The following is an 18,783-nucleotide window of genomic DNA, read 5'->3' as shown; positions in this document are numbered from 1 at the left end:
GTCGGGGACCGGTCGGTCTTGCTCGACGATGCCTGCGACCCACTCGAAACTTGTGACCGGTAGCGGCCGGCCCCCAGCACGATGATCCGACCTGAACACCGGGAGGTAAATGTGTTGTGGATCGAGGAGCTGATCGATTGGTACGCCGCGGCGCTGACCGGGGCGGGGTACAGGTATCTGATCGCGTTGGCGGCGACAGCGGTCTTCGGGGCGATCTGGCGGATCGCCACCACACCGCGGCGACGAGCGGTGACCGAACCGATCAACCCGACTGAACTCGCCTTCCTGCGGTCGGAGGTCGCCACGGTGGTGGCCGCGCTGGCGGGTCTGCGGGCCAGCGGCCGGATTACCCGCAACGGGCGGGTGGACCGCGCGGTGCACAGCCCGCAGATCGACCGGTTCAGCGGGCAGGTGCTGAAATCGGTCGCTGACGATCCGAAGCACACCGTGCCGGGGGTGTTCGCGTCATCCCGGGACGAGCTCGCCGCCCTCGAAGACCAACTGAGCGAGCGCGGGCTGGTGCGGACCGGGGCCGAGCGAACACGCATGCGCTGGGGCGCCGCGCCGTCGATCGTGGTCATGGTGCTCGGCATCGGCTACTGCGTGTACTTGGCAACCGGGGTGTCCGAAGACCTGGATCTCTTGGCGCAGATCGTGGTCATGGTGATCGTCACGCTGCTGTACGGGTTTCTGGTGCTTCCCCGCCTGCTCAAAGTGGATCGACTCACCCGTGCGGGTCGTCGGCTGCTCACCGCCGAGCAGAAGCGACTGGCGTATCTGGAGCCGACGAAGCAGCCCGCCTTCGACACCTACGGTCCTGCTGCTGTGGCGCTGTCGGTGGCTTTGTTCGGTACCGGTGCACTGTGGGCGATTGACGCCGAGTACTCGACCTCGGTGCAACTGGCCGGGGGCTCATCCGATGGCGGCACCGACGGCACCGGATGTGGCGCGTCGTGCGGCGGCGACGGGGGTGGCGGTTGTGGTGGCGGCTGCGGAGGTTGCGGCGGGTGCGGCGGATGATCACCGCGAGCCGCACTGTGCCCGCGCTGGGCGATGTCGGCATCGGCTGGCGACGTGAGATCGCCGGAGTGATCGCTGATCTGCGGCCCGGGTTCTGCGAGGTGATCGCCGAGTCGATACCCGTCCGCCGCCGACAAGCCCGACCCGATCCGGCACTGGCCGAGCTGGCGCCCCGCGGCGTACCGGTGATCCCGCACGGTGTCGCGCTCTCGCTGGGCGGTGCCGAACCGGTGCAGCCCAAGCGGGTACGGCGGTTGGCGGCCTGTGCCGAAGCTCTCGGCGCACCGGTCGTCAGCGAACACATCGCCTTCGTCCGGGCAGGCGGGATCGAGGCCGGGCACCTGCTACCGGTACCGCGTACCCGGGAGGCCCTCGACGTGTTGACGGCGAACATCGACCGCACCCGACGCGAATTGGCGGTGCCCCTGGCGGTGGAGAACATCGCCTCTTTCCTGGAGTGGCCGGAGTCGGATCTCACCGAGTCCGAGTTCCTCACGGAGTTGGTGGACCGTACCGGCGTGCTGCTGGTGCTGGATGTGGCGAACGTGTACGCCAACGCCCGCAACCGTGGGCGTGATCCGCAAGGTGAGTTGGCGCGGCTACCGGCGGAACAGGTGGCCTACTGCCACGTCGCGGGCGGTCGGGAGGGAGACGACTTCTACCACGACACCCACACCGCTCGGACTCCGCCTGAGGTGCTGGAACTGGTCACGGCGCTGCGGGAGCGGGCTGACACCCCGGTCATGCTGGAGCGCGACGGACGCTACCCGCCTGCTGCCGAACTGTTCGACGAGCTCGATGCGATCGCCGCGGCTGCGGGAGCCGCGGCGATCACCAGCGGGGCACGGGCGGTATGGACATGACGGAGCACGACGCGTTGGCGCGGAGCCAGGAGGCGCTGGTGCGGGCGTTGGTGGCAGGCGGCCCGGTCCCGCCGGGCTTCGATCCAGCGGCAGTGGCCGCGGCCAGCGAGGTATGCCGGCACAAGCGCGACGCGCATTCGGCTGCCGCGGCCCGTCGGCCCGGTTGGCTACGCCGGTTCCTGCACCCGTTGCGCGACGAAGGCCGCGGCTTCATCCACCATGCCGTTGGTTGCGTAGAGGCTGTGCGCGCCTCCGTCGCCACCGGTCGGTGAGCAGACCGGATCCTGGTCGATGCACAGGTCCACCGTCTTGTCCGCGTACAGGGGGCCGATGTTGATCGGCGGTGCGGTGGATTGGATCGTGTTCATGAAGCCGTTCGACGGCTTTCCGAACAGTGTCACCGCTGCGACGTGATCGGCCACCTCGGTCGGCATCGGACCAGTGATCCCCGGCGGCAGGACGAAGTTCGCGGGCACGGTGTCGGCGGTGATGTATGCCGCCACTGCGGCGCCCTGCGAGAAACCGCCGAGCACGGTGTTGGTATCGGGGCACTGTGCCGCCGTGTCACGGATCTTGTTGCTGGCATCGATGACACCGTCGGCGGCTCGCGGAAAGTCCAGGGACGCAGGGTAATTCACTGGGTAGACATCGACCGTCTTATCGCCGAGCTTGTTGCGCAGGGCATCCACGAACGCCTGTCCGGTTCCGCCGACACCGGGCGGTTCGAAGGTGCCGCGCGCGAACACCACCTGCACATCCGGACAGGGCGGCGCAGCACCTGCGATGGGAGCGGCGATCAATGAACTGAACGCCGTCGATGCCGATACAACCGTCGCAATCGCTGCGGCAAGTCGCAGCGGTCCCGCCCTGAAGGCACCCAATGTCAACCCCTCAGCCTCGTTCGGAATCTCTAGCTCCACTAACCGTAGGCACATTTTCCACGGTCCGCATCATCTGAAACCGGTCGTCGGTGTGGCTTACCTTACAGTCGCGGAACCGCCTGGCTCAGCATCTGCACCCCGGTCTGGATCTGTGCTTCGGTGAGATTGGCGTAGCCGAGAATCAGCCCCGGCGGTGCGGCGGCCGGATCGGCGTAGCACGGTGCCAACGGTTCGACCCGCAGGCGCATGTCGGTCGCTCGGCGCACCAGTTCGTCGACCGGAAACCCGGCCGGGAACCGCACGGTGAGGTGCACTCCGGCGGCTGCGCCCAGCACCGTCGCCTGGGGTAGGTCCCGCGACAGCGCGCTGAGCAGGAGGTTGCGTCGGGTCAGATAGCGTCGTCGCATCTGGCGCAGGTGCCGGTCGTAGGCACCCGACGTCAGAAACTGACTGAACGCGATCTGATCCATCACCGAACTCCCGGTATCGGCAAGGGCTTTGGCGGCCCGGACCGGCGCGACGAGATGCTCGGGCAGCACCATCCAGCCGATCCGCAGGCCGGGTGCCAGCGTCTTGCTCGTCGATCCGACGTAGACGACGCGGTCGGGTGCAAGGCCCTGCAACGCGCCCACCGGTGCCCGGTCGTAGCGATACTCGGCGTCGTAGTCGTCCTCGATGATCAGTCGCCCGGCGCGTGCCCACTCCAACAGCGCGGTCCGACGGGAGGCGGACAACACCACGCCGGTCGGTGATTGATGGGCCGGCGTGGTGAGCACCGTGGCAGCTTTGCTCATGGCAAGTGTCCGGACATCAAGCCCATCGACGTCGACGGGAACGGGGAGTGGCTCGACGGCGTTGTGCTGCAGCACCTTCCGATGTAACCAGAAGCCGGGGTCCTCCATGGCCAGCGGCCCGTCTGCGCACCGACCGAGCAGTGCCACAGCTTGGGTGGCGCCCGAGCACAGCACGATGCGTCTCGGATCGGCGACGACGCCCTGGTGCGCCGCAGGTAATCGGCAACCGCGGCGCGCGTCGTCGGCAGGCCGTGCGGCGCCACGTATCCGAACGCGCTCGATTCGATCTCGGCCAAACCCTGGCGCAGCGCCCGTAGCCACGCCTGCCGGGGAAAGCTGGCGAGATCCGGTGAGCCAGGGCCGAAATCGATGAGGAAACGAGGATGAACCTCGGACGCACTGCGCGACGATCCCGGTGCGGCGGCCACCGCAGCGACGCGGGTGCCGCCACCCTGCGTGCTGTGCAGGAATCCTTCGGCGGTGAGCTGTCCGTATGCCTCGACCACCAGTCGGCGCGACACCCCGAGATCGGCGGCCAGCACTCGCGTGGACGGCAGACGGGCGCCGGGTGACATTCGGCCGGAGCGGATGGCGTCGCGCAGTCCGTCGGCCAGTTGGCGGTGCAACGGATCCCGACGATTGCGGTCCAGTTCGACCAGTAGTTCCGGACCCGAAGTGGTACCCGAAATTGTCACAAAAGTGGAGCCTACTCGGAGTCCACTGGTGGTCTAGCGTGGAGATATGGCGATCAGGGCGACGCAGACACGCTCGCGCTACGCCGAGGTGGTGCTGGTGGTGTTCGGCATCTACTCGGTGTGCCTCGGGCTGTTCATGTTGGTGGCACCAGGCACGTTCTTCGAAACCCTTGGCGCCTTTGGTGTCCGGAACGACCACTACATATTCGACAACGCCTCCTTCGAACTGCCGCTGGGTCTGCTGCTGCTTGCTTCGGTCCGTCGGCAGGGCTGGCGGGTGCCCGCGCTGGCTTTCGCGACCGCGCACTGGGCTCTGCATGCCCTGAGCCACCTGGTTGACACCAACCACGCAGCCGGCAGCTGGATCGGTTGGTTGGAGGCGGGCGGGTTGGTGGTCACCACCGTGCTGCTCGCAATTGCATTGCGCGGGAGCATGTCCGACGAGAAGGCAGGAGTCAGATAGATGCGTGTTCTGGTGGCAGGGGCGACCAGTGTTCCGGGAATCCCGCTGCTGCGGGAGCTCAATGCGCGGGGCCACGAGGTGATCGGCGTGACCCGCTCGGCAGCCAAGACCGCGCAGATTTCCGGGGCCGGCGCAAAGCCGGTGGTAGCCGATGTGCTCGACGCCGGCCAGATCGACGCCGTCGTGGGCGAGTTCAGGCCCGAGGCGGTGGTGAGTCTGCTGACCACGCTGCCGAAGCTGGGGCCCACGCGGATCAAGGATTTCGAGCCGGCCAAGGAGTTGTGGAGCCGCGGGGCGGGGAACTTGGTCGCCGCCGCCCAACGCGCCGGCGTGCGTCGGGTGGTCGCGGAATCGGTGATCTTCGGTTACGGCTACGGTCCGAGCGGACCGGACGTGATGGACGAAACCGACCCGTATCCGGGTCCACCGCCACCCGGTGGCGATGAGATGCTCGCCGCGCTGCGCGGTATGGAGCGCAACGTGCTCAATGCCGGCGGAATCGTGTTGCGCTACGGCGTCTTCTACGGACCCGGTGTCACGCACGACGACCTGTTCCGCCGGCTCGCGAAGTGGTGGCTGGTGCCCGCGATGACCGGCACAGGGATTCTCTCCTGGGTGCACATCGACGACGTCGCCCGCGCGACGGCGGATGCACTCGAAAAGGGCCGGGGCGGTGAGATGTACAACATCGTCGACGACCGGCCCCAGTCCTTCGGCGGCTACATCCGAGAACTCAACGCGAAGTTGAGCCGGCCGCGGCCCTGGCCGATGCCACGGCGGCTGGCCGGGCTGGTCGCACCGTATGCGGCAACGGCATTCGGGACGGCTTGGCTGCCGCTGTCGAACGCGAAAGCCAAGGCCGAACTCGGCTGGACGCCTATTCCCCGGTGAACTGCGGCGGCCGCTTCTGGAACATCGCGGTGACCGCCTCGGCCAGATCCTTCGACGGGAGGAACGCCGAGTTCCACGCGGCCACGTAGCGCAGGCTCTCCGACACCCGGGCGATGCGCTGCTGATCGAGCACGTCCTTCACACCGGCGACGGTCAGCGGCGGGTTGGCGGCGATCTCCGTGGCGGTGGCATGTGCGGCGGCCAGGCAGGCCTCGGCGTCGTCGTAGACGTCGTTGACCAGACCGATCTTCTCGGCCCGTGCCGCATTGATGTCCTTGCCCGTCAACGTCAGCTCGCGCAGGTGGCCGTCGGTCAGGATCAGCGGCAGCCGGGCCAGGCTGCCGACGTCGGCGACGATGGCCAACTTCACCTCACGCACCGAGAACTTCGCGTCGGCGCTCGCGTAGCGGATGTCCACCGCGCTGATCAGGTCCACTCCGCCGCCGATGCACCAGCCGTGGATCGACGCGATGGTGGGCGTGCGGCAGTCGGCGACCGCGGTGATCGCACCCTGCATCTTCTGCAGCCTCTTGTGGAACTCGGCACGGGCCTTGGCGCCGGCGTCCAGGCCCGGCATCTCACCGCCCATCGCCGGCAGATCGAGGCCGTAGCTGAAGTTCTTCCCGGACCCGGTGAGCACGATCGCCCGAACGTCGGGATCGGCGTCCAGTGTGCCGAACACGTCGGGCAGCTCCGCCCAGAACGCCGGCCCCATCGCATTCCCTTTACCAGGCCCGATCAGGGTCACTTGCGCGACTTGATCCTTGGTTTCGACGGTGACGGACTCGTACGTGTCAGACATGCAGGGGACACTACCGAGTATGGACGAACTCGATAGCGCCGAGGCGACCCTCGACGTGCTGCAACGCGTGCTGCACGGCATCACTGCTGACGATCTGCCCAGTCAGACGCCCTGCAGTCAATTCGACGTGGCCGCGTTGACGGACCACCTGATGAACTCCATCACCCTGATCGGCACTGCGGCCGGAGCTGAGATCCCCGAACGAGACCGCGACGCGTCGGTCGAGGATCAAGTGATCAGCGCGGCGCGGCCCGCTGTGGCGGCATGGCGACGACGTGGGCTGGAGGGCACTGTGCCGTTCGGGCCGGGTGAGGCACCGGCGGCGATGATGGCCCGGATCATGTCGCTGGAATTCCTCGTGCACGCCTGGGATTACGCCGAGGCCACCGGGCAGCCGATGGACGTGCCCGACGAGCATTCGGAATGCGTATTGGGTTGGGTGCGCGAGATCATCACGCCCGAGGGACGCGTGCGCGCCGGCTTCGACGACCCGGTCGAGGTCGCGGACGACGCGTCGCCGCTGGACCGGTTGGTGGCGTTCACCGGTCGCCGGCCGACGGGCTAAGAGTTGACCCGCTGCAGGTAGAAGTACAGGTAGCGTCCGTCTACAACGGCGCCCTTGCCGTTCATGATGCCGATCACGGTGTTGTCGTCGACCTTCTTGAAGTGGTCGTGCACGGGCCTGCCGTCGTAGACCATGGTCGCCGTCACCTGGCCGCGGAACTCCTCGAGCCACAGGCTTGCCTCGCCGTTCATGGCCTCGGTGTTGGAGAACTTGTTGCCGTCGCCATCCAGGCACACAAGCGGTTTGGCGTCGGTGGCCGAGTTGAAGGTCTTGCCGAACCAGTTGAGCCGCTTCATGAATCCGTTGGCCGGGTGCCCGGTCTGAAACTCGCCGCCCTGCCATTCACCGATCATGAAGTCGATGCCGGCCGGTGCGAGGACGGCCCAGAACGCGTCGAGTTCTGCGTCGGGAATCTGCCCGTCGCGGTTCTTGAACGCGTCGAACGTGCCGCGTGCGTCGGCCATGTGTCGTCTCCTCGATGCCCGGCGGGCTAGATCCAGCGCTGCGCGAATTCCAGGAATGCGTCGTTCTCGTGCGGCGCGCCGATGGTGACCCGCACGCCGTCCTCACCGTACGGACGCACGATGATCCGGTTGTCGGCGGCCCTCGCCACGAAATCCAGGGTGCGTTCGGCCAACGGCAGCCAGACGAAGTTGGCCTGTGACGGCGGCAGCTCGAAGCCGATATCGCGTAGAGCCGCGCTGACCCTGATCCGTTCGGCGACGACGGCGTCGGTGCGGGCCAGCAGTTCCTCGGCGGCGTCGAGGCAGGCGATGGCGGCGGCCTGCGAAATGCTCGTGGCGCTGAACGGCACGTAGACCTTGCCCAGCGCGGTGATGATGTCCGGATCGGCGACGGCGTAGCCGACCCGCAGCCCGGCCAGCCCGTAGGCCTTCGAGAACGTCCGCAACACAACCACATTGCGATGTGCCCGGACCAACCCGAAGCTGTCGGGGGCCAGCCCGTCACGGATGTACTCCACGTAGGCCTCGTCCAGCACGATGAGGATGTCCGGTGGGACCGCGGCCACGAACCGGGCCAACGCGTCAGGATCGACGACCGTGCTGGTCGGATTGTTCGGGTTGCAGACGAAGATCAGTCGCGTGCGATCGGAGATCGCGGCCAGCATGGCGTCGAGATCGTGAGTATGGTCACGCAACGCGACCTGGACGCCGGTGGCGCCGGCGGTGCGGACCTGCAGCGGATAGATCTCGAAACTGCGCCACGCGAACAGCACTTCGTCGCCGACGGTCGATGTGATTTGGATCAACTGCTGGCACAGGCTGACCGAGCCGCAGCCGACCGCGATGTTCTCGGGCGCGAAGTTGACGTGCTTGGCGAGGTGTTCGCGCAGGTCAACGTAGCCGTTGTCGGGGTAGCGGTTGATGTTCTCGGTGGCTTTGATGATCGCATCGCGCACGCTCGGCAGCGGCCCGTGCACGGTTTCGTTGCTCGCGATCTTGATTGCGCCCTGGACGGTTTTGCCTGGTGCGTAGGCGGGCAGATCTGCCATTTCGGGCCGCAACCGGATACTCACTTGGCCAGCATAGGGCAGGCTGTGTACTCTGTGCCCTCGGCGGTTTCGGGCACCAGGGCGGGGTCCGGTACCCTCACAGAAGCTCAAGGAGGCGTGCCAGAGCGGCCGAATGGGACTCACTGCTAATGAGTTGTCCCCCTTACAGGGGACCGGAGGTTCAAATCCTCTCGCCTCCGCCACGGTTGACACCGTCAACCGCACAACTGAATATGCATGCGCCCGTAGCTCAACGGATAGAGCATCTGACTACGGATCAGAAGGTTAGGGGTTCGAATCCCTTCGGGCGCACACACGAAAACGAGGCGCGGTCTTTCGACCGCGCCTCGTTTTGTGTGTCAGCTATTTCTTGAAGGCGTCTTTCACCTTCTCACCGGCGTCCTTCAGGCTTGACTTGGCTTGGTCGACCTTGCCTTCGTTCTCAGTGTCTTTGTCGCCCGTCGCCCTTCCGAGTCCTTCTTTTGCCTTGCCGGCCACATCGTCGAACTTGTTGCTGACCTTGTCTTCGGCGCCCATAGGAGAACCCCTTCGCGTGTTGGTTCAAATGCTGGCTCGGACTGAACCAATACGTGGGGTACCCGGTATCCGTGGACGAAACCCTCTTCGGCCGCCTACGTCAGGTGACAGTCGCCGCGATGTCGCAGGCAATCTCGTACAGCACCTCGTCGGACACGAAGCGACGGGCGGCCTGACGGTCGAGTCGCAAGATGGAGACCAGCAGATCGATATGGCAGGCGATCTGGACACGCGCCATTTCCCGCGGCACGTGAAGCCCGTGATGATCTTCGAGGAGCCGCAACAGCGCGGTGACGCGGTCGTTCATCCAAGGAGAACGGCCGGTCACCGCCGTCGCCGACGTCCGCATGTGCCCCGAGTACCGGTATCGGCCCGGATCCGCCAGATGATGAGACTGCCGCGGTAGCGCACGCGGCCGAGATCTGGCTCTGTCTCTGACGTCCCCGTGTGGCGAGTTGCACCCGGTGAAAGCGGCAGTCCGCATCACCTTCGCGCTCGACATGGCGTGTCTATGACCCATGAACCCGTGCCTGTCCCACAAATATTCGGTGTGACGTCGACCTTACGTGATCGTCAAGGCGCCCGTATGGGTCAAGATCAGATGTTGCCGGTGCTCACGTCCACAGGACGGCGATCCCGGCAGCGAGCAGAGGCAGAATGCCTGCGGCGATGAAGAGCGGCATGACCGGGAGCCCCGACCGGCGCTGCCGCACGCTGCCGATGCCGAGTACTGCACCGAGCGCGATCAGGATCACCAGCTTCACACCGAGTTTCGGGTAGTTCAGCTCGATTCCGGCCGGCCACGGTGCGGCCAGCGCCAGTCCGGTGACGAGAGACAGCGTGATTCCGTAGTCCATCACCCTGGTGATCGTGAAGCGGCGCGCGGCGGCCTCTGCGACCCACGCCCCGACCATCACCGCGAAGCCGATCAGATGCAGATATACAACTACATTGCGTAGTAGCTCCATGGGCGGATTGTAGAGGCAGGATGAACGCATGACACCACCACCGGTGATCCAACGCTGGATCGACATCATCGAAGGCGACCACACCGACGGGCTGGCCGAGTTGCTGTCCGAGGACGCGGTTTTCTACTCGCCGGCGGTGTTCACGCCACAGGAGGGCCGCGACAAGACCCTCGCCTACCTGACCGCCGCGGCAAAGCTTTTCGGCAACAACGATTTCCGGTATGTCGGACAATGGTTCGCCGACACCTCGGCCGTATTGGAGTTCACCGCCGTGATCGACGGGATCCATGTCAACGGTATCGACATGATCGAGTGGAACGAGACCGGCGAGATCGTCTCGTTCAAGGTGATGCTGCGCCCGTTCAAGGCACTGCAGGCCGTCATGCCGCGGATGGCCGAGCTGCTCCAGCAATCTTGACGAGAAACGCGTCGGCGCACCACGCTCCAGCTAGGGGAGGAGCGGGGCGCGCCAACTGCGGCCCAGAGTAAACCCGAATCAATTCATATTCCAGGGTTCGCCGTAAGTGGTGACGCTGTCACCGGTCGAGGCGATCAGGCGGGCGAACGGGCGCAGCAGCACACCGCCGGCCGCACCGGTCACCGTGCCGTGGGCGTTGGAGACCGCGACCCCACCGGCTGCACCGGTGACGTCCACCGAGAAGGTGGCGACTTCCTGGATGCCGGGGCCGTTGCCCAGGTCAGCCGAGATCGACACACCGGGGAACAGGTTCGGGGTAATCACTGACTCCAGACCGAACGGCGGCTGGGTGATGTTGCCATCGTCGATCAGGATGTTGGGGGTGGTGTAGCTGAAGTTGATCCCGACGCCCAGCGACCACGGGAAGCCGATCTGGTAGCCCAGCTCCAAGGTGCCCTCGAACTCGTCGGCACCGGGGCCGGCCACGATGTAGCGGGCACGGCCGGAGTGGAACCACTCACGGGTCAGGCGGTTGCGGTCCAGGGGGAACACACCGTTGAGGAAGGTGTCCCACTGCTGAACCGTCAGGGTGCGGTCCTGACCGTCGACCAGGCTCATTTCGTTGTCCAGGCCTGCGTGAGAAGTGCCTGTGCTTACGAACAATGTCGCGACGGCTCCAACCATCACAGTCACCATCGCGATCAGCACCCGACTGGCAGCCTTCATGGGTCCCCCTGTCATCGCCGGAAGATTGGCTAAGGCTACGCTTCTGGGCCTTCCGCGGAACGCGCTTTGTGCCACGTAAAGTCGGCATGGTGCGGCTGCTGCTCATCGCCGATACCCATGTACCCAAGCGTGCGCGCGACCTGCCCCCGCGAGTATGGGAAGAGGTGGACGGTTCCGATGTCGTTCTGCACGCGGGCGATTGGGTGGAACCGGCACTGCTCGATGCATTGAGTATGCGCGCCGCGAGGCTGGTCGCATGCTGGGGCAACAACGACGGAGCCGAGCTGCGGCGCCGCCTGCCCGAACGGGCGGATGTGACGTTGGCGGGCCTGCGGTTCACCGTGGTGCACGAGACGGGCGCGGCCACCGGCAGGGAAGCCAGGATGGCCAGGGAGTACCCGGACACCGATGTGTTGGTGTTCGGGCACAGCCACATACCGTGGGACACCACCGCGAAAACCGGTTTGCGGCTGTTGAATCCGGGTTCGCCCACCGATCGTCGGCGTCAACCGTTCTGCACGTACATGACCGCGAACGTATCGCTCGGTGTCCTCACCGACGTCACCCTGCACGCCTTGGATCGGTGGAGAAGCGACACCTAGATAGAGAAGTAGGCCGTATCCGATACTTGTATTGACAAGTGCCGTGATGTGGACCACAGTGTCTGCATGGCAAAACAACAGCGCTACGACGTCGTCGTGGTCGGCGCAGGCATTGTGGGTTTGGCGCACGCGTATCACGCCCATCAACGTGGGCTCACCGTGGCAGTCGTCGATCATGCCGATGGTGTCGTCGGGGCATCTGTGCAGAACTTCGGCCACGCCTGCATCACCGCGCAGGCCGGGGTCGCACTCGACTATGCCCGTGCGGGGCGCGGCCATTGGCTGGACTTGTCACGCAAGGCCGGCTTCTGGTCGGCCGAGGCCGGCACCTACTGCGTGGCCCGGCACGAGGATGAACTTGCGGTGATGCGTGAGTTCGCCACCACCCGGGCCGCCGATGAGGTGGTGCTGCTGAGCCGCGAACAGATCCTCGACCGAATCCCCGTGGACGGCGCCACCGTCACCGGCGGCATGTACCTACCCAACGATCTTCAGGTCGACCCTCGGACGGCTGCGCCGTCGATCGCGCGCTGGCTCGCGTCGGTCGGCGTCGACTTCCACTGGCGCACCGCGGCAACAGGATTCGAGCCAGGCGTGGTGTACACGTCGCGCGGGCCGCTGCTCGCCGGTACCACGTTCGTGACCGTCAACTACGACGTCGACCGGCTCTTCCCGCGGCTGGCCGAGCGTGACGGCCTGCTGCGCTGCCGACTGCACATGCTGCGCGCGCGGCTGCCGCTGTCCTTCTGCCTTCCCGCACCGCTGTTCACCGGTTGGTCCCTGGTGCGCTACGCCGGTTTCGAGAACCTGCCGTCCACCCCGGCGCTCGCCGAGCGGCTGCTTGCCGAGCATCCCGAGTACGTCGCGATAGACCTGCACCAGATGTACACCCCGCAGCCTGATGGCTCCCTGCTGATCGGCGACACCCACTATCGCGACATCTCCGCGCCGCCGTTTCAGTCCGAGGAGGGATTCGACGTCCTCATCGAGGAGGCGCGAAAACTGTTCGGAGTCACTGAAATTGAGGTCAGTGAACGGTGGCAGGGCGTTTACAGCTCGGCACCGGACAAGGAATTCCTCATCGAAGAGCCGATCGAGCGGACGCACGTCGTCACCGTCACGACCGGAATCGGCATGACCACCAGCATGGGCCTCGCCCAAGAGAGCGTCCAGAACGCATTCACCCGCGACAGCGTCGTCGCATCCGTATGAAGGGAAACTCCATGACCACAACTGATCCCATCACCCTCGTCGTGTTCGATATGGCGGGAACCACCGTCGAGGACACCGGGTTGGTCCAGCAGTCGTTCCTGGCAGCGGACAGCCACGCCGGTCTGTCGAAAACCGAGGCCGACCGCGAGGAGATGCTGCGCTACGTCACCGACACCATGGGTCAGTCGAAGATCGTCGTCTTTCGGCATCTCGCCCGCGGCAACGAAGAACAGGCGCAGTCCGCGAACAAGGAGTTCGAACGCTGCTATGCCCAACTGGTCGCCGAGGGCAACTGTAGCCCGATCCCCGGAGCCGAGGACGTCATCACCTCGCTGCGGTCACGCGGCATCAGGACCGCGCTGACCACCGGGTTCGCCGCCCCAACCCAGTCGGCGATCATCGATGCCCTCGGCTGGCACGATCTCGCTGACGTGGTGTTGTGCCCGGGACCGGGTGTGCGGGGCCGGCCGTACCCCGATATGCCGCTCACCGCCCTGATGCGCACCGAAACCGACTCCGTCCGTTCGATGATCGTCGTGGGCGACACCTCGTCGGACGTCACCAGCGGCGTGCGCGCCGGCGCCCGTGCCTCGATCGGCGTCCTCACCGGCGCGCACAACACCGCACAACTCTCGGAAGGCGGAGCCACTCACATCATCAAGAGTGTTGCTGATCTGCCAGCCCTGGTGGCAACGTTGAACTGATCCGACACCAACTGTTCGCGGCGGTCGGTCGTAGGCCGCTCCTCCCGACCGCCGCGCCACCACAATCGCTTGTTCTCGACTGAGAAACCCGCCACTGGCCCGCACCAGCACACCGTCTGCATCACGCCCATCAGAGGTGCATTTCATGTCTAACACAACGACTTCCACGCCCCTAACGGCAATTCCGCGCTACGAACGCTGGCGCATCCAGATCTTCGCGGTCACCTGGATCGCCTACGCAGGTTTCTATTTCACCCGGCAGGCCTTCTCCGTCGCCAAACTCGGCATCCTCGAGGATCCGATACTCAGCACGACGCTGACAAAAAGCATGATGGCCAACCTCGACGCCGCCTACCTCGCCGCCTACGCGGTAGGGCAGTTCGTCTGGGGCCAGGTCTCCGACCGGTACGGGCCCCGAGTGGTCGTCCTTGGGGGCCTTGCGATTTCGGCGATCGCCACGCTGTTCATGGGACTGTTGCCCGCGCTCGTCTTCCTGCTCCCGCTGATGATCGTGCAGGGCTTGTCCCAGTCCACCGGGTGGTCCGGGACCCTGAACAACATGGCCCAGTTCTTCTCGATCGGGGAACGTGGCCGGGTGCTCGGACTATGGAGCACGAACTACGCGTTCGGCGGTCTGGTGGCGGCACCGCTGCTGGGCTGGGCGGCCTACTCGGTGTTCGGCACCTGGCGCGCCGCATTCTTCACCGGTGCGGCCATCGTGCTCGTCATCTTCGTGGTGGTGCTGCTGTTCCAGCGCAACCGCCCCACGGATATCGGGCTGCCGCCGATCGAGGAGTACCACGCCAAAGAGGAGATCGCGCCGCTCGATGATTCTCCTGTGGCGGAGGCGATCGCCGAACCGAAGTCGTCGTGGCGCGAGTCGCTGGCGGTTGTGCTGCGCGACCGTATGGTGAGAACCCTTGGCGCATCGTACTTCCTGCTCAAGCCGGCCCGGTACGCAATTCTGCTGTGGGGCCCGGTGATCGTCGCCGAGCGCCTGGTGGATGGGAGCAAGTTCCAGGCTGTCGCGATTCCGGTGGCTTTCGGCATCGCAGGCATCCTCGCCCCGATCCTGCTCGGCCGGATCTCCGACCGCGTGTTCAAGGCGCGCCGCATCCCGGCGTGTGTGATCAGCCTGGGGGTTCTGGTCGCCGTGCTGGCGTTGTTCGCGCCGCTGACCGCCACGGGCAATGCCTGGATCATGACTGCGGTGCTGGGCGTGATCGGGCTGAGCATTTACGGTGCCGATGCGATGATCTCCTGCGTTGCCGCCGTCGACTTCGGCACGTCCAAGCACGCCGGCACCGCGAGTGGCTTTGTCAACGGATGCGGATCGACCGGCGCGATCCTCGGTGGCCTGCTCCCCGGCTACCTGGGTACCTCGGCATTGTTCTACGGGTTCGCGGTAGCGGCCTTCATCGCGATGCTGCTACTCATCCCGCACTGGAACCGGATGCCTGCGGCCGACTAGGCGCGGGCGTCGATGGTTCGGGCGTTGACGATGCTGAACGAGACCCGATCCGGCCGATACCGATCGTCGGCGTACTCGAACACCCGCCCGTCCTGATCGCGGGTGGTGCGTCGTTCCCGCAGGAGCGGACTGCCCGGGTCGATACCGAGATTCTCGGCGTCGACCCGGGCAGCGGCGACAGCGTCGAGAATGTGCTCCATCGAGTCGAAGTACACGCCACGGCTCGCGAGATAGTCGGTCATCGAACCGGAATCTGTGTCGAAATCGAACAACAACGAACCCACGGAGTCGATGAAGGTGCTGCGCTCGATCATCGCCGGCTCACCGTCGAGCAAGCGGACACGCACCACCTCGACCACGAAGTCGTCACTGTTCAGGTCCAGCGCCACCAGCGCAGCTTCCGACGCCCGGCGGCGGGCGACCTCGATGGTCCGACTGCCGGGGATGCGGCCGTTGCGCTCGGCCCACTGCGTGAACGGCGTGAAGGTGTCCAGCGTCTGGGTGGCGTCGTGGCTGCGCACCACCGCGGGCTTGCCCTGTGAAAGCCGGATCAGGCCTTCGTTTCTCAACGTGGCCAGCGCCTGACGCACCGGGCCTCGCGACACCCCGAACTCGGCGCACAACGCGCTCTCTGCAGGCAGTGACTGACCGATCGCGTAGTGACGGCGCATGATGCGCCGACGCAGTTCGCCCGCCACATGGGTGTGACGCGGCAGCGAAACCGAAGAGGCCATCGCGCACCACCCCTTTCGGCCAGTTGTCATGACAAGTCAATATGCATAGTAACCAGCTATTTCGACGCCCTAGGGCAGCCCACCGTCGGCGCGCAGGATCGAACCGGTGGTGAAGCTCGACGCGTCGGACATCAGAAACAATGCGGCGCCGACAATCTCGGCGGGGTCGCCGGCTCGTCGCAGCGCGAGATGGCCGAATGGTTCACCGGCCATGTCCCACGCCTTGCTGACATCGGTGAGGAAGGGCCCCGCCATCAAGGTGTTGACCCGAACCGTGGGGCCGTATGCCTTGGCCAGCCCTTCGGTCAGCGTGTTCAGGCCGGCCTTGGCGGCCGCATAGGGCAGCATGTGGGCGTCCGGCCGCAGCGACCCTGACGAGCTGACGTTGATGATCGAGCCGCCGCCGTCGGCCACCATGCGCTCACCGATCAACGCCGACAACCGGAACGGGCCTTTGAGATTGAGGTTGACCACCGCGTCGAACAGCTTCTCGGTGACCGACCCCAACGACTCGTACAGCGGGGACATGCCGGCATTGTTGACCAGCACATCGACCTTGCCGAACTGGTCGTAGGCGGCCTCGACGAGACCGTCGAGTTGATCCCAGCGTCCGACGTGCACCTGGTACGGGAACGCGCGCCGGCCGGTCGCGGCGGCGATCTCCTCGGCCGCGAGCACGCACGACTCCAAGTCGCGGCTGGCGATGATCACGTCGGCGCCGCAACGTGCGGCCGCCATCGCCATCTCCCGGCCCAGGCCCCGGCTGCCACCCGTGACCAGCACCGCCCGGTCGGTCAGGTCGAAAAGCTGGTCGGCATAACCCATGTCTTGACCCTCTCCGGCGGTCCGCTGCTGCGGCCATATGGTGTCACGGTGCAACTGCTTCTCGTCCGACATGCGCTGCCATTGCGCAGCGAACCAGGTCAAGGTTCCGATCCCGTGCTGTCCGAGGCCGGCGCCGAACAGGCCGGCCGCCTGCCCGCGGCGCTGGCCCGGTTCCCCGTCACACGGGTGGTGAGCAGCCCGCAGCGCCGTGCCGTGCAGACCGCAGATCCGCTCGCGGCCTCGCTGGGGCTGACCGTGGAGGTCGACGACAGGCTGGCCGAGTACGACCGGGACATGTCGCACTACGTGCCGATCGAGGACATCGCCAAGGAGAATCCCGAGGAGCTGGCGCGGCTGGCCAGCGGGCATCTGCCCAGCAGCGTCGACGAGGAGGCGTTCAAGGCCCGCATCAGTGCGGCGGTCGCGGACCTGGTGGCCGCCGGTGAACACGACGACACCGTCGCGGTGTTCAGCCACGGCGGGGTGATCAACGTGCTGCTGCACCAGATCCTGGGCACCGAGCGGCTGTTGTCCTTCCATGTCGACTACGCGTCGATCACCCGCCTGCTGTCGTCGCGCTCCGGTCGCCTCGCGGTGGCGTCGGTCAACGGCACCGAGCACGTATGGGACCTGCTGCCCAGAAATGTCCGGTGGTAGACATTTCCCGTGACATCTCTGGAAGGCCTCGACCTGGCCGCGTTGGACCGCCACCTGCGTACCGAGGGCATCGACCGCACCGGTGAACTGCGTGCCGAACTGATCGCCGGCGGCCGCTCCAATCTGACGTTCCTGGTGTTCGACGATGCCTCGAAGTGGGTGTTGCGCCGGCCCCCGCTGCATGGCCTGACCCCGTCCGCACACGACATGGCACGCGAATACCGGGTGGTCGCGGCGCTGGCCGACACGCCGGTTCCGGTCGCCCGGGCAGTGACGATGCGCAACGACGACTCGGTGCTGGGCGCACCGTTCCAGATGGTCGAACACGTGCCGGGACGGGTGATCCGTACCCAGGACGAGCTCAACACGCTGGGCGACAAGGACACCGTCGGCGCCTGCGTCGACACCTTGATTCGCGTACTCGCCGATCTGCATGCCGTCGACCCCGCCGCCGTCGGCCTCGACGATTTCGGCAAGCCGACCGGCTACCTGGAACGTCAGGTTCGACGCTGGGGCTCTCAGTGGGACCTGGTGCGGCTGGCCGACGATCCGCGCGACGACGACGTGCGCCGGCTGCACACGGCGCTGGGGGAGACCGTGCCCGAACAGAGTCGCTCGGCGATCGTGCACGGTGACTACCGCATCGACAACACCATCCTGGACGCAGACGACGCGACCGTCGTGCGCGCGGTGCTGGATTGGGAGATGTCGACGCTGGGCGACCCGCTCAGCGACGCCGCGCTCATGTGCGTCTACCGCAGCCCGATGTTCGAATACGTCCATTCCGACGCCGCCTGGACCTCGCCGCTGCTGCCGTCGGCCGAGGACATGGCCCAGCTCTACGCTGTGCAATCCGGCCAGGAGCTGGCGCACTGGGACTTCTACATGGCGCTGGCCTATTTCAAGCTGGCGATCATCGCGGCCGGAATCGATTACCGCCGACGCGAGGGAGCCGACGCCCCTGCGCAGGTGGGTGAGGCGGTGGCACCGCTGATCGCCGCCGGCCTGCGCGCATTGGGGTAAGCAGGGCAGCTTCAGCCGTGCAGCGCGGCCTTGAGGTTCTTCTTCGCGGCCCGGCGCAACTGGAAGATCCGTGCGGTGCCTGCGGCGACCGTAAGCAGGCCGCCGGCCACCGCGGCGCCGAGGATCGCCACGCCCAAAGGCAGGCTCCAGTGCCACCCGAGGAACGCGAACTCGGCCGACGCGGTGTTCTGTGCGATGAAGATGAGCAGCACGATCAACACCAGGAAACCCATGATCAGCGCTGACCACAGCGCTCCCGCGCGGGTGAACTTGGGCTGGGCGGACACCTCGCTGTGCTTGCCCGTCTCCGGCGTGCGATCCGGCTCCGGCGGGAGGGACGAGCCAGGCGTCGGCTCCGGCAAATCGGGCGATACAGGCTGATCGCTGGTCATGCTGTCATCTTTGCCCGGATCGGCGTC

Annotated in this window: 24 protein-coding genes, 2 tRNA genes and 1 pseudogene; 14 read left to right on the top strand and 13 right to left on the bottom strand. The window is 66.2% G+C overall.

All coding sequences use genetic code 11. The annotated features are described in order from the left end of the window. Window positions 1-111 precede the first annotated feature (111 nt). Both ABQF30_RS12260 and ABQF30_RS12255 read left to right on the top strand, forming a co-directional pair. Entirely contained in the window at window positions 112-1,020 is a 909-nt protein-coding gene (locus ABQF30_RS12260) for a TIGR04222 domain-containing membrane protein (RefSeq protein WP_448463961.1), read from the top strand. Continuing rightward, entirely contained in the window at window positions 1,017-1,883 is an 867-nt protein-coding gene (locus tag ABQF30_RS12255) for an MbnB/TglH/ChrH family RiPP precursor modification enzyme (RefSeq protein ID WP_448463959.1), read from the top strand. Before ABQF30_RS12260 ends, ABQF30_RS12255 begins: the two co-directional genes overlap by 4 nt. A 167-nt stretch (window positions 1,884-2,050) precedes the next feature. Here ABQF30_RS12255 and ABQF30_RS12250 read toward each other — a convergent pair whose 3' ends face one another. The 3 genes and pseudogenes from ABQF30_RS12250 to ABQF30_RS12240 all read right to left on the bottom strand — a co-directional run. Beyond that, entirely contained in the window at window positions 2,051-2,770 is a 720-nt protein-coding gene (locus ABQF30_RS12250) for a cutinase family protein (RefSeq protein ID WP_448463957.1), read from the bottom strand. Window positions 2,771-2,865: 95 nt separating this feature from the next. Then, window positions 2,866-3,705 carry an aminotransferase-like domain-containing protein gene (locus tag ABQF30_RS12245; protein WP_448463955.1) on the bottom strand — a complete coding sequence of 280 codons (840 nt, stop codon included), beginning with the start codon at window positions 3,703-3,705 and terminating at the stop codon, window positions 2,866-2,868. Window positions 3,706-4,052: 347 nt separating this feature from the next. Further along, window positions 4,053-4,133: pseudogene (locus ABQF30_RS12240) on the bottom strand (GntR family transcriptional regulator); the annotation flags it as partial. Between the two features lie 166 nt (window positions 4,134-4,299). On the opposite strand from ABQF30_RS12240, the gene ABQF30_RS12235 reads away from it, so the two are divergent. Together ABQF30_RS12235 and ABQF30_RS12230 are read left to right on the top strand one after the other, a co-directional pair. After that, entirely contained in the window at window positions 4,300-4,716 is a 417-nt protein-coding gene (locus tag ABQF30_RS12235) for a hypothetical protein (protein WP_448463953.1), read from the top strand. After that, window positions 4,717-5,607, top strand: a complete 891-nt coding sequence (locus ABQF30_RS12230; RefSeq protein ID WP_448463951.1) for an NAD-dependent epimerase/dehydratase family protein — start codon at window positions 4,717-4,719, stop codon at window positions 5,605-5,607. It abuts the gene before it with no gap. On the opposite strand, the gene ABQF30_RS12225 is transcribed toward ABQF30_RS12230, so the two are convergent. Further along, window positions 5,594-6,409: a crotonase/enoyl-CoA hydratase family protein gene (locus tag ABQF30_RS12225; RefSeq protein ID WP_448463949.1), complete on the bottom strand. Its 816-nt coding sequence runs from the start codon at window positions 6,407-6,409 to the stop codon at window positions 5,594-5,596. The two genes, ABQF30_RS12230 and ABQF30_RS12225, sit on opposite strands and share 14 nt — an antisense overlap. A 19-nt stretch (window positions 6,410-6,428) precedes the next feature. On the opposite strand from ABQF30_RS12225, the gene ABQF30_RS12220 reads away from it, so the two are divergent. Then, window positions 6,429-6,974 carry a TIGR03086 family metal-binding protein gene (locus tag ABQF30_RS12220; protein ID WP_448463947.1) on the top strand — a complete coding sequence of 182 codons (546 nt, stop codon included), beginning with the start codon at window positions 6,429-6,431 and terminating at the stop codon, window positions 6,972-6,974. Here the strand turns inward: ABQF30_RS12220 and ABQF30_RS12215 are convergent. Both ABQF30_RS12215 and hisC read right to left on the bottom strand, forming a co-directional pair. After that, complete coding sequence (locus ABQF30_RS12215) at window positions 6,971-7,438, bottom strand: DUF4334 domain-containing protein (protein ID WP_448463945.1); 468 nt, start codon at window positions 7,436-7,438, stop codon at window positions 6,971-6,973. The genes ABQF30_RS12220 and ABQF30_RS12215 overlap by 4 nt on opposite strands. 26 nt (window positions 7,439-7,464) lie before the next feature. Continuing rightward, entirely contained in the window at window positions 7,465-8,511 is a 1,047-nt protein-coding gene (hisC, locus tag ABQF30_RS12210; RefSeq protein ID WP_448463943.1) for a histidinol-phosphate transaminase, read from the bottom strand. A gap of 87 nt (window positions 8,512-8,598) precedes the next feature. On the opposite strand from hisC, the gene ABQF30_RS12205 reads away from it, so the two are divergent. Both ABQF30_RS12205 and ABQF30_RS12200 read left to right on the top strand, forming a co-directional pair. Next, window positions 8,599-8,690: transfer RNA gene (locus tag ABQF30_RS12205), tRNA-Ser, on the top strand. A gap of 36 nt (window positions 8,691-8,726) precedes the next feature. Further along, a tRNA-Arg gene (locus ABQF30_RS12200) sits at window positions 8,727-8,799 on the top strand. Window positions 8,800-8,850: 51 nt separating this feature from the next. Here the strand turns inward: ABQF30_RS12200 and ABQF30_RS12195 are convergent. From ABQF30_RS12195 to ABQF30_RS12185, 3 genes are all read right to left on the bottom strand, one after another. Next, window positions 8,851-9,024: a CsbD family protein gene (locus ABQF30_RS12195; RefSeq protein WP_448463941.1), complete on the bottom strand. Its 174-nt coding sequence runs from the start codon at window positions 9,022-9,024 to the stop codon at window positions 8,851-8,853. A 100-nt stretch (window positions 9,025-9,124) separates the two neighbouring features. Further along, window positions 9,125-9,373 carry a hypothetical protein gene (locus ABQF30_RS12190; RefSeq protein WP_448463939.1) on the bottom strand — a complete coding sequence of 83 codons (249 nt, stop codon included), beginning with the start codon at window positions 9,371-9,373 and terminating at the stop codon, window positions 9,125-9,127. A gap of 265 nt (window positions 9,374-9,638) precedes the next feature. Further along, window positions 9,639-9,992 (bottom strand): Fe-S protein, encoded by a 354-nt coding sequence (locus ABQF30_RS12185; protein WP_448463937.1) that lies wholly within the window; start codon window positions 9,990-9,992, stop codon window positions 9,639-9,641. Window positions 9,993-10,020: 28 nt separating this feature from the next. Between ABQF30_RS12185 and ABQF30_RS12180 the strand changes: the two genes are divergently transcribed. Next, the gene (locus ABQF30_RS12180; protein ID WP_448463935.1) at window positions 10,021-10,410 is read left to right on the top strand and encodes a nuclear transport factor 2 family protein; all 390 of its coding nucleotides are present in this window, start codon (window positions 10,021-10,023) and stop codon (window positions 10,408-10,410) included. Window positions 10,411-10,488: 78 nt separating this feature from the next. Here the strand turns inward: ABQF30_RS12180 and ABQF30_RS12175 are convergent, their stop codons facing one another. Then, entirely contained in the window at window positions 10,489-11,136 is a 648-nt protein-coding gene (locus ABQF30_RS12175; RefSeq protein ID WP_448463933.1) for a porin MspA, read from the bottom strand. An 89-nt stretch (window positions 11,137-11,225) separates the two neighbouring features. Between ABQF30_RS12175 and ABQF30_RS12170 the strand changes: the two genes are divergently transcribed. From ABQF30_RS12170 to ABQF30_RS12155, 4 genes are all read left to right on the top strand, one after another. Continuing rightward, the gene (locus ABQF30_RS12170) at window positions 11,226-11,738 is read left to right on the top strand and encodes a metallophosphoesterase family protein (RefSeq protein ID WP_448464942.1); all 513 of its coding nucleotides are present in this window, start codon (window positions 11,226-11,228) and stop codon (window positions 11,736-11,738) included. Window positions 11,739-11,804: 66 nt separating this feature from the next. Continuing rightward, complete coding sequence (locus ABQF30_RS12165; protein ID WP_448463932.1) at window positions 11,805-12,950, top strand: TIGR03364 family FAD-dependent oxidoreductase; 1,146 nt, start codon at window positions 11,805-11,807, stop codon at window positions 12,948-12,950. Window positions 12,951-12,961: 11 nt separating this feature from the next. Further along, window positions 12,962-13,654 carry a phosphonatase-like hydrolase gene (locus tag ABQF30_RS12160; protein ID WP_448463929.1) on the top strand — a complete coding sequence of 231 codons (693 nt, stop codon included), beginning with the start codon at window positions 12,962-12,964 and terminating at the stop codon, window positions 13,652-13,654. Between the two features lie 145 nt (window positions 13,655-13,799). Next, complete coding sequence (locus tag ABQF30_RS12155) at window positions 13,800-15,125, top strand: MFS transporter (protein ID WP_448463927.1); 1,326 nt, start codon at window positions 13,800-13,802, stop codon at window positions 15,123-15,125. On the opposite strand, the gene ABQF30_RS12150 is transcribed toward ABQF30_RS12155, so the two are convergent. Together ABQF30_RS12150 and ABQF30_RS12145 are read right to left on the bottom strand one after the other, a co-directional pair. Next, entirely contained in the window at window positions 15,122-15,859 is a 738-nt protein-coding gene (locus ABQF30_RS12150; RefSeq protein ID WP_448463926.1) for a GntR family transcriptional regulator, read from the bottom strand. The two genes, ABQF30_RS12155 and ABQF30_RS12150, sit on opposite strands and share 4 nt — an antisense overlap. A gap of 69 nt (window positions 15,860-15,928) precedes the next feature. Beyond that, window positions 15,929-16,684, bottom strand: a complete 756-nt coding sequence (locus ABQF30_RS12145) for an SDR family NAD(P)-dependent oxidoreductase (protein ID WP_448464940.1) — start codon at window positions 16,682-16,684, stop codon at window positions 15,929-15,931. A gap of 48 nt (window positions 16,685-16,732) precedes the next feature. Here ABQF30_RS12145 and ABQF30_RS12140 point away from each other — a divergent pair, with 48 nt between their 5' ends. After that, the gene (locus ABQF30_RS12140) at window positions 16,733-17,341 is read left to right on the top strand and encodes a histidine phosphatase family protein (RefSeq protein WP_448463924.1); all 609 of its coding nucleotides are present in this window, start codon (window positions 16,733-16,735) and stop codon (window positions 17,339-17,341) included. 9 nt (window positions 17,342-17,350) lie between these two features. Then, window positions 17,351-18,364 (top strand): phosphotransferase family protein, encoded by a 1,014-nt coding sequence (locus tag ABQF30_RS12135; RefSeq protein WP_448463922.1) that lies wholly within the window; start codon window positions 17,351-17,353, stop codon window positions 18,362-18,364. Window positions 18,365-18,375: 11 nt separating this feature from the next. On the opposite strand, the gene ABQF30_RS12130 is transcribed toward ABQF30_RS12135, so the two are convergent. Next, complete coding sequence (locus tag ABQF30_RS12130) at window positions 18,376-18,756, bottom strand: LapA family protein (protein WP_448463920.1); 381 nt, start codon at window positions 18,754-18,756, stop codon at window positions 18,376-18,378. Window positions 18,757-18,783: the final 27 nt, after the last annotated feature.

This window comes from Mycolicibacterium sp. XJ870 (genome assembly GCF_053483975.1).
This window is presented reverse-complemented; position numbering and strand designations above follow the sequence as displayed.

What these genes read in the sequence shown, in the direction of transcription:
- ABQF30_RS12255 (WP_448463959.1), top strand. Translation starts at nt 1,017, where the DNA reads ATGATCACCGCGAGCCGCACTGTGCCCGCGCTGGGCGATGTCGGCATC.
- ABQF30_RS12235 (WP_448463953.1), top strand. Translation starts at nt 4,300, where the DNA reads ATGGCGATCAGGGCGACGCAGACACGCTCGCGCTACGCCGAGGTGGTG.
- ABQF30_RS12230 (WP_448463951.1), top strand. Translation starts at nt 4,717, where the DNA reads ATGCGTGTTCTGGTGGCAGGGGCGACCAGTGTTCCGGGAATCCCGCTG.
- ABQF30_RS12225 (WP_448463949.1), bottom strand. Translation starts at nt 6,409, where the DNA reads ATGTCTGACACGTACGAGTCCGTCACCGTCGAAACCAAGGATCAAGTC.
- ABQF30_RS12220 (WP_448463947.1), top strand. Translation starts at nt 6,429, where the DNA reads ATGGACGAACTCGATAGCGCCGAGGCGACCCTCGACGTGCTGCAACGC.
- ABQF30_RS12215 (WP_448463945.1), bottom strand. Translation starts at nt 7,438, where the DNA reads ATGGCCGACGCACGCGGCACGTTCGACGCGTTCAAGAACCGCGACGGG.
- ABQF30_RS12195 (WP_448463941.1), bottom strand. Translation starts at nt 9,024, where the DNA reads ATGGGCGCCGAAGACAAGGTCAGCAACAAGTTCGACGATGTGGCCGGC.
- ABQF30_RS12190 (WP_448463939.1), bottom strand. Translation starts at nt 9,373, where the DNA reads ATGCGGACGTCGGCGACGGCGGTGACCGGCCGTTCTCCTTGGATGAAC.
- ABQF30_RS12185 (WP_448463937.1), bottom strand. Translation starts at nt 9,992, where the DNA reads ATGGAGCTACTACGCAATGTAGTTGTATATCTGCATCTGATCGGCTTC.
- ABQF30_RS12180 (WP_448463935.1), top strand. Translation starts at nt 10,021, where the DNA reads ATGACACCACCACCGGTGATCCAACGCTGGATCGACATCATCGAAGGC.
- ABQF30_RS12175 (WP_448463933.1), bottom strand. Translation starts at nt 11,136, where the DNA reads ATGAAGGCTGCCAGTCGGGTGCTGATCGCGATGGTGACTGTGATGGTT.
- ABQF30_RS12165 (WP_448463932.1), top strand. Translation starts at nt 11,805, where the DNA reads ATGGCAAAACAACAGCGCTACGACGTCGTCGTGGTCGGCGCAGGCATT.
- ABQF30_RS12160 (WP_448463929.1), top strand. Translation starts at nt 12,962, where the DNA reads ATGACCACAACTGATCCCATCACCCTCGTCGTGTTCGATATGGCGGGA.
- ABQF30_RS12155 (WP_448463927.1), top strand. Translation starts at nt 13,800, where the DNA reads ATGTCTAACACAACGACTTCCACGCCCCTAACGGCAATTCCGCGCTAC.
- ABQF30_RS12150 (WP_448463926.1), bottom strand. Translation starts at nt 15,859, where the DNA reads ATGGCCTCTTCGGTTTCGCTGCCGCGTCACACCCATGTGGCGGGCGAA.
- ABQF30_RS12145 (WP_448464940.1), bottom strand. Translation starts at nt 16,684, where the DNA reads ATGGGTTATGCCGACCAGCTTTTCGACCTGACCGACCGGGCGGTGCTG.
- ABQF30_RS12130 (WP_448463920.1), bottom strand. Translation starts at nt 18,756, where the DNA reads ATGACCAGCGATCAGCCTGTATCGCCCGATTTGCCGGAGCCGACGCCT.